This is a genomic window from Achromobacter sp., assembly GCF_057314935.1.
On sequence record NZ_DBHKZA010000083.1, the window covers coordinates 18,267 to 25,016 of the forward strand.

The 6,750-nt window shown below is 63.8% G+C and carries 8 protein-coding genes; 6 read left to right on the forward strand and 2 right to left on the reverse strand.

Annotation, left to right across the window (positions count from 1 at the left end):
* Positions 1 to 50: 50 nt before the first annotated feature.
* Positions 51 to 692, reverse strand: coding sequence for a glutathione S-transferase family protein (locus ACO6D5_RS24540; RefSeq protein WP_485826816.1), 642 nt, complete (start codon positions 690 to 692; stop codon positions 51 to 53).
* Positions 693 to 946: 254 nt separating this feature from the next.
* On the opposite strand from ACO6D5_RS24540, the gene ACO6D5_RS24545 reads away from it, so the two are divergent.
* The 5 genes from ACO6D5_RS24545 to ACO6D5_RS24565 all read left to right on the forward strand — a co-directional run bounded on the left by ACO6D5_RS24545 (position 947) and on the right by ACO6D5_RS24565 (position 4,997).
* Positions 947 to 1,075, forward strand: a complete 129-nt coding sequence (locus ACO6D5_RS24545) for an entericidin A/B family lipoprotein (RefSeq protein WP_006225030.1) — start codon at positions 947 to 949, stop codon at positions 1,073 to 1,075.
* A gap of 125 nt (positions 1,076 to 1,200) precedes the next feature.
* Positions 1,201 to 1,632, forward strand: coding sequence for a BPTD_2524 family lipoprotein (locus ACO6D5_RS24550; RefSeq protein WP_315529285.1), 432 nt, complete (start codon positions 1,201 to 1,203; stop codon positions 1,630 to 1,632).
* Between the two features lie 3 nt (positions 1,633 to 1,635).
* Positions 1,636 to 2,046, forward strand: a complete 411-nt coding sequence (locus tag ACO6D5_RS24555) for a hypothetical protein (RefSeq protein WP_485826817.1) — start codon at positions 1,636 to 1,638, stop codon at positions 2,044 to 2,046.
* 101 nt (positions 2,047 to 2,147) lie between these two features.
* Positions 2,148 to 3,440: an aspartate carbamoyltransferase gene (locus ACO6D5_RS24560; protein WP_006225027.1), complete on the forward strand. Its 1,293-nt coding sequence runs from the start codon at positions 2,148 to 2,150 to the stop codon at positions 3,438 to 3,440.
* A gap of 135 nt (positions 3,441 to 3,575) precedes the next feature.
* A complete protein-coding gene (locus tag ACO6D5_RS24565; RefSeq protein ID WP_485826818.1) occupies positions 3,576 to 4,997 on the forward strand; it encodes a diguanylate cyclase in 1,422 nt (473 codons plus the stop codon).
* Positions 4,998 to 5,094: 97 nt separating this feature from the next.
* Here ACO6D5_RS24565 and ACO6D5_RS24570 read toward each other — a convergent pair whose 3' ends face one another.
* Positions 5,095 to 5,994, reverse strand: coding sequence for a recombination-associated protein RdgC (locus tag ACO6D5_RS24570; RefSeq protein ID WP_088590243.1), 900 nt, complete (start codon positions 5,992 to 5,994; stop codon positions 5,095 to 5,097).
* Between the two features lie 151 nt (positions 5,995 to 6,145).
* Here ACO6D5_RS24570 and ACO6D5_RS24575 point away from each other — a divergent pair, with 151 nt between their 5' ends.
* Positions 6,146 to 6,355, forward strand: a complete 210-nt coding sequence (locus tag ACO6D5_RS24575) for a hypothetical protein (protein ID WP_006225024.1) — start codon at positions 6,146 to 6,148, stop codon at positions 6,353 to 6,355.
* Positions 6,356 to 6,750: the final 395 nt, after the last annotated feature.

Genomic DNA, 6,750 nt, shown 5'->3' on the forward strand with positions numbered 1-6,750 from the left:
GAAAGTCAGGAGGCAGAAAGTCAGGAGGCAGAAAGTCAGGAGGCAGAAAGTCAGGGGCCGACGGCCGGCTGCGGCAGGGTGATGCCGTGTTGGACGGCCGGGCGCTGGCTGGCCCGCTGGTGCCATGCGCTCAGATGTTCGTATCGGCTGAAGTCGAATTCGACGATCCGTGCGATGTGCATCCAGCCGAAGGTGGCGATATCGGCGATGGAAAAGTCGTCGCCAGCCAGCCATGGGCGATGCGCCAGGCGCGCGTCGAGGACGGCGAAGGTATCTTCGGTAAGGCGGCGAAAGCGCTCGATCGCCGCGTCATGGCGCTCGGCCGCAAAGCGCTCGGCATGCACGCGTTGGCCCAGAAGGGGGCCCATGCTGGCGCTATGGAACATCAGCCAGGTGATGGCCTCCCATCGCCCCTTGGCGTCGGCGGGCAGCAGGCGCCCGGTCTTGCCGGCCAGATACAGCAGGATGGCGGCAGACTCGAACACGGTGATGCCCGTGGCCGCGTCGTGCAGCACGGGGATGCGGCCGTGGGGATTCAACGCCAGGAAGTCGGGATGGCGGTGCTCACCCTCTTCGATGCGCACGTGGTGCAGGGTGTACGGCAGCGCCAACTCTTCCAGCGCGATGGTGATTTTGAAGCCGTTGGGCGAACTGTCCGTGTAAATGTGCAAGGTCGGCGTGGTCATGGGCATAGAAAGGAGACAGGCTATTTCCTGGGCTACAGGCTTGCCCCCATTCTGTAAGCCGGACTGGGCCACGTAAAACGATCATTCCTGGTGTTGAAGGATAGATTTTCTAACGTGACAGACCCCCCGCTTTCAGCCCATTCGAAAAATCGCCCAGGCGGCCCTGCCGCGGCCGCCCAGGGCCCGCATCCGGATGATGCGCAGATGAGGGCCTTTGGGGTATGCTGGCTTCGGTTTCCACGCCCAGACAGGAGAGGTTTATGAAGAACAGAGTCGTTCTCGTCATGCTGCTTTCGATCGCCGCCCTTACGGCCGGCTGCAACACCGTTGCGGGCGCTGGCAAGGACATTCAGCGAGGCGGGGAGAAGATCGAGGGCGCTGCCAAGTAAGCTGCCCTCCCGCTGCCGCATAGCCGGCCCAAGGCCACGCCAGAAATGTCCAGACATTTCCCGCGTGGCCTTTTTGCAGCCGCTGGCATAATCGCGGGAGTCCGAATTTCAATGCGGGAAGAATCATGCGCAAGTCTGTATGGGTGGGTGTAACGTTGGCGGCACTGTTGGCCGGTTGCGCAAGCAAGGGCGTCTACGAGGCCGACACCGTGAAGAAAGAGACCTTCAGTGTCGACACCAATTACCAGGCCGCCTTCCGCCGTGGCGGTGAATATGTCCGCGCCTGCCACGTGAACGTGCAACATCCCTACGGCGTCGCTTACGCCTGGCGCCATTCCCTGGGGGAAAAAGGCGCCCCCGACGAGATCCAGCTGTACAAGGTGGGCGAACCCGCTACTGTGCTGGAACTGATTTCGGCGGAAGCCGACGGCCCCGCCAAATCCAAGGTAACGGTCACCGTGCTGGGCGAAGGGCGTTGGGATGCGGCCGAAATCGCAGCCGCCCGCGCCTCGATCCAGAGCGCGACGCCCGTCTGCCGCGCAGGCAACGGCGGCTGACCCATGGATCCCCGCGCGCAGCAGATCCGGTCCTCGGGCATCGCGTTCTCGCTGCTGGCGGGGGCGTTCCGCTTTCTGGGGTGGTTGAACGGGGGCGCGGCATTGGCGCTGGTGGCTTTTTCACTGGGGATCGTGGGCGGCGACATTGCCGCGCCAGACCTCCAGTTGCCGCTGGCGCTCTTCCTGGGCGGGCTGCTCGCCTCGTGCCTGGGGCTGCTGTTTGCCTACCTGGCGCAGGTCAGCCTGTTGCGTCAGGGCTACACCGGGCATCTGACGCGCGGCCATTGGCCGGCCCAGTTGTTGGCGATGATTTGCTACCTGCTTGGCGCCCTGGCGTTCTGCGGTGCGTGCTGGTTCTCTCTGGGGCAGGGCACGGCCGACGCCCAGCAAATGACGTCCTACGCCAGCCGCTAGATTCCAAGGGTAAACCCGTGTACGCAAAAGTGTTGGACTTGCACTTGCGTTGAGAATAATATGCGCGGTGCGTATATAAATCCTCTTTCTCGGGGCCCGTCATGACCATCTCCCAGCAAGCCTTCCTGCGCGACGCCATGCGCCGCCTGAACCTTACGCGCGACGTTTTCGCGACCCGGATCGGCGTGAAACGTCGGGCGTTGGATACCTGGTTGTTGCCCGAGGGGTCGCAGGAATTCCGCGCAATGCCGGAAGTGGTGCAGCGTTTTGTCAGCGAAATCGTGCAAAACGGCGTGTTGCTGGAAAAGTATACGCAAAGCGTACAAGATGGCCCCTTGCGTGAGCGCATCGCCGTCGAAGGCAAGCATCAGCTGCTTTCGGTGGACCAGTTCACGCGCGAATCGGTCGAAGACCTGTTCCGCGTGGCCGACATGATGCAGCCCATCGCACGCCGCCAGAAAGTGTCGCGGGTGCTGGAAGGCGCCGTGCTGGGCAACCTGTTCTTTGAAGCCAGCACGCGTACCCGCGTCAGCTTCGGTTCGGCGTTCTGCCGTCTGGGCGGCTCGGTCTGCGACACGACGGGCTTCACGTTTTCGTCGATGGCCAAGGGCGAATCCATCTACGACACCAGCCGCGTCATGAGCGGCTACGTGGACGCCATGGTGATCCGCCATCCCGACCAGGGTTCGGTCGCGGAATTCGCGCGCGCCACCAACATTCCGGTGGTCAACGGCGGGGACGGCCCGGGCGAACATCCCAGCCAGGCCCTGCTGGACCTGTACACGATCCTGACCGAGTTCTCGCGCCTGGGCAAGTTGCTGGACGGCGCCCATATCGCCATGGTGGGCGACTTGAAGTACGGCCGCACCGTGCATTCGCTGATCAAGCTGATGGCGCTGTACAAGAACGTGAAGTTTTCGCTGGTGTCGCCCAAGGGCCTGGAAATGCCCAGCTACATCATCGAGCAGGCCAGCCGCAACGGCAACGTGATCGAACAGAAGACGTCGCTGGCCGAAGGCCTGTCCGGCGCCGACGTGATCTACGCGACGCGCGTGCAGAAGGAACGCTTCGCCAACGAAGAGAACGAGGGCTACACGCCGGACTTCCAGATCAACCGCGCCATCATCGACGCGTACTGCAGCCCCGAGACCATCGTGATGCACCCGCTGCCGCGCGACAGCCGTCCGGGCGCCAACGACCTGAGCGTGGACCTGAACCACGATCCGCGCCTGGCGATTTTCCGCCAGACCGACAACGGCATCCCCATCCGCATGGCGATCTTCGCGGTGCTGCTGGGTGTGGAAGGCCTGGTGCAGCACTCGCTGCGCGACGTGACGTGGCAGCACCCGTCGCACGTGGGCCCCGACGACTCCGTCTTCCACGGTCTGGAATAAGCCTCGGCTTGCTGCCCCCCGCGGCCTGGCAGCGCCACGGCGGGGCTCTCCTTGAGATTTGAAGGATAATCCGCGCTGTCTTTCTGTCGCGTGTCGTTCCGAGACACGCGTGGAATCTTTGGGGCGGATGATCTTATGTCTTCGAGCAATAGCGCGGTTCCGGCGTGGACGGGCGGCGCGGGCCAAGCGTGCTACCTGAGCGCGTCCAACGAGCAAGCCTGGGAAGCGGTCTATCAATCGGTCGACGCCTACACGCGCGGCCAGGTCGCGGCCGTAGTGGGCGATAGCGCCAAAGAACTGGTGGACGCCTTCTATTCCACCTTGCTGGCGGATGCCGAAGCAGGCCCCCGCTTGTCCCACGAGATCGTCGCGACCCGCCTGCACAGCGGCATGAAGCACTGGTTGAAGGGTCTGCTCTGCGTGCGCGACCAGGGCGATATCGCCGCGCTGATGGCGACCCAGAAGAAAGTGGGCGAAGTGCATGCCCGCGTCCATATCCCGATCCATCTGGTGATGGCGGGCGCCCGCATCCTGAAGAACGAGATCGCCGAGCGCCTGCGTGCAAGCGACCTGGACGGGACGGCGGCCTCCATTGCCACGCAGTACGTCTGCAATCTGTTCGACCTGGCGATCGAACAGATGAGCCGCGCCTTCATGCGCGATATCAACCGCGGCGCGCGCAATGACGAAGCGTACCGCTTGTTCGCGCTGGGCCAGAACATCTCGACCGAACGCGAACGCCAGCGCGCCGCGCTGCTGGAATGGAGCCAGGCCGTGCTGATCGGCTTGCATTACCGCGCGCCGGAGCAGGCGCTGCCGCGTCTGGCTGCATCGGAATTCGGGTTGTGGTTGCAGCACAAAGGCGGCGTGTTGTTCGAAAGCGCGCCCGCGCTGCGCCAGATCACCGAGGCCGTGACGCGGCTGGACGACGTGGTGCTGCCGCGGTTGATGCTGGCGGACGCGCAGCAGCAAGTGTCGATGCCCGATCAGGTGCGCGAGCTGCAGGAGCTGGTCGCGCGCATCAAGCATCTGCTCAATGGCCTGTTCGACATGGTGGCCGAGATCGAGAGCGGCAGCGATCCGCTCACGAACGTGTTGAACCGGCGTTTCCTGCCGTCGGTGGTCGGGCGCGAAATCGCCATTTCCACGCGGCAGGGCAGCCGCTTTTCGGTGCTGCTGCTGGACATCGACCACTTCAAGGCCATCAACGACGCGCACGGGCATTCCGGCGGCGACCACGTATTGCGGCAGTTCGCGGAGGTGGTGCACCAGGCCTGCCGGTCCAGCGACTTCGTGTTCCGCTACGGCGGCGAAGAGTTCCTGGTGGTGCTGGTGGACACGGGGCAAGAGGCTGCATTGGCTGCGGCCGAGAAGCTGGGCGCCGAAATCCGCCGGCACAAGTTCGCGATTCCCGAAGCGGGCGCCTTGCGCATCACGGCCAGCATCGGCGTGGCCACGTTCGACGGCCACCCGGACTACGCCTATCTGATCGACCGCGCCGACAAGGCGCTGTACCGCGCCAAGCAGGCCGGGCGCGACCGCAGCGTGGCGGCCTGAGTACGGCGCGTGCGGACAATGCCGGGCCCGGCCCGGAAATAGAAAAGGCCGCCCGGTAGGGCGGCCTTTGTTTCGCGGGTGGTTGCGCGACGACGGCTTAGATCTTCTTTTCGCCGCCCAGGGCCTCGACGAGCTCGGCCATCATCTTGGCCAGTTCGCCCGTCATCAGCATCATGTCGGAATCGAACTTCTCGTCGTCGTTGGCGGCGACGCCTTCGTTGCCTTCCTTCAGCACGTCCAGCGGCGACACGCGCTTGACGTCCAGGCCTTCGGTCAGGACGAAGGAAATGCGGTCGGCCCACGTCATGGCCAGGCGCGTGCACTGCTTGCCCGACTGGATATGGCGGCGCACGTCGTCGGCGTCGATGGAATGCTTCACGTAGCGGATGGCCGCGCCGCTTTCACCCGACGAGCGCAGCTCGGTGTCCTGGTCGATGGTGAAGTTGGAGGGGGCCTCGTCTTCCGCCAGCCAGCCCGTCATCGCGGAGGCGGGCGATTGCGCGACGTACAGGTTTTCCAGCGGGAACGGGTCGACGCACTTGGCGAGCAGGCCAATGACTTCGTCGGCCTTCGCGGACGCGGCGGCGTCGATGACCAGCCAGTGGTTCTGCGGGTCGATCCAGACGCGGGTGTCGCGGTACACGCTGAAGGCGCGCGGCAGGAGCTCGTCGGTGACGCGTTCCTTGATTTCCTTCATCTGCTTGCGGCCCGGCTTGTAGCCCTGCTGCTCTTCGATCTCCTGGGCGCGCGCTTTGGCGACCTGGTTCACGACGGTGCCCGGCAGAAGCTTTTTCTCGGCGCGCAGCGACAGCAGGATCTGGCCGTTCACGACATGGGCTAGCCCGCCGTTTTCGCGCGGCGGGACCCAGCCCAGGCTTTGCATTTCGAGGTTGTTGCCCGCTTGGTAGGCGTGGCGCGCAAGCGTTTCTTCAAGCTGATCGCCAACGAGAGTCCACGGCGAGGAGAGGCGGTAAATCTTGAGGTTTTTGAACCACATGAGCGTCGGCCAAAAGGGTTGATTCTATACGACGCCGCCGGTTTGCCGAAGTGCTGCAATACGGTTGCGACAGGCGACACGTTCTGTCACTGACACATGCGGGCCTATGCGTTAACTTCCGCGCACCGAACATGGAATCGGAGAGGAATACATGAAAATCATTGGCGCCATCCTGATCGTCCTGGGCATCGCGGCCCTGGCATACAAGGGCTTCAACTACAAGTCCGAAGAAACCGTATTGCAGATCGGTTCGGTGAAGGCCACGGCCGAAACCGAGAAGTCGGTGCCCATCCCGACCTGGGCCGGCATCGCGGCCATCGTGGCCGGCGTATTGGCGATCGGCGTCGGCATGCGCCGTTGACAGGCGGCCGGCCTGGCCGGTCCTCCGCGCGATCATGGCGGCCGCTCAGCGGCCGCCTTTTTATTTGCCCGGCACAAAAAAAGCGGCCCGGCTCAATAAAGGCCGGGCCGGTACGGGAGCACACAATACCGCGTCATAAAAGGCTCGCGGGGAACGCGGTATCGGTGTCAGAACACTAGCCCTGCAATCGTCTGACAGGGGGATCAATCGTCAGCCGATCTGGCGCAAGGCCGTAATCTGAGGCGCCAGTCTAAGCGGGAGGGTCTGACAGCGTCCTGAAAGTGCCCAAGAGATTTTGGGCGACACCCGGCAACGCCACCGCTTCAGGACGACGACCGTCCCTGGCCTTCACGACCTTCGCAAAAATAGTCCCTTCAAGACCTTCGCAAAAATAG

Excerpts from the sequence above, each read along its gene's own strand:
- ACO6D5_RS24540 (WP_485826816.1), bottom strand. The coding sequence starts at position 692 with ATGCCCATGACCACGCCGACCTTGCACATTTACACGGACAGTTCGCCC.
- ACO6D5_RS24545 (WP_006225030.1), top strand. The coding sequence starts at position 947 with ATGAAGAACAGAGTCGTTCTCGTCATGCTGCTTTCGATCGCCGCCCTT.
- ACO6D5_RS24550 (WP_315529285.1), top strand. The coding sequence starts at position 1,201 with ATGCGCAAGTCTGTATGGGTGGGTGTAACGTTGGCGGCACTGTTGGCC.
- ACO6D5_RS24555 (WP_485826817.1), top strand. The coding sequence starts at position 1,636 with ATGGATCCCCGCGCGCAGCAGATCCGGTCCTCGGGCATCGCGTTCTCG.
- ACO6D5_RS24560 (WP_006225027.1), top strand. The coding sequence starts at position 2,148 with ATGACCATCTCCCAGCAAGCCTTCCTGCGCGACGCCATGCGCCGCCTG.
- ACO6D5_RS24565 (WP_485826818.1), top strand. The coding sequence starts at position 3,576 with ATGTCTTCGAGCAATAGCGCGGTTCCGGCGTGGACGGGCGGCGCGGGC.
- ACO6D5_RS24570 (WP_088590243.1), bottom strand. The coding sequence starts at position 5,994 with ATGTGGTTCAAAAACCTCAAGATTTACCGCCTCTCCTCGCCGTGGACT.
- ACO6D5_RS24575 (WP_006225024.1), top strand. The coding sequence starts at position 6,146 with ATGAAAATCATTGGCGCCATCCTGATCGTCCTGGGCATCGCGGCCCTG.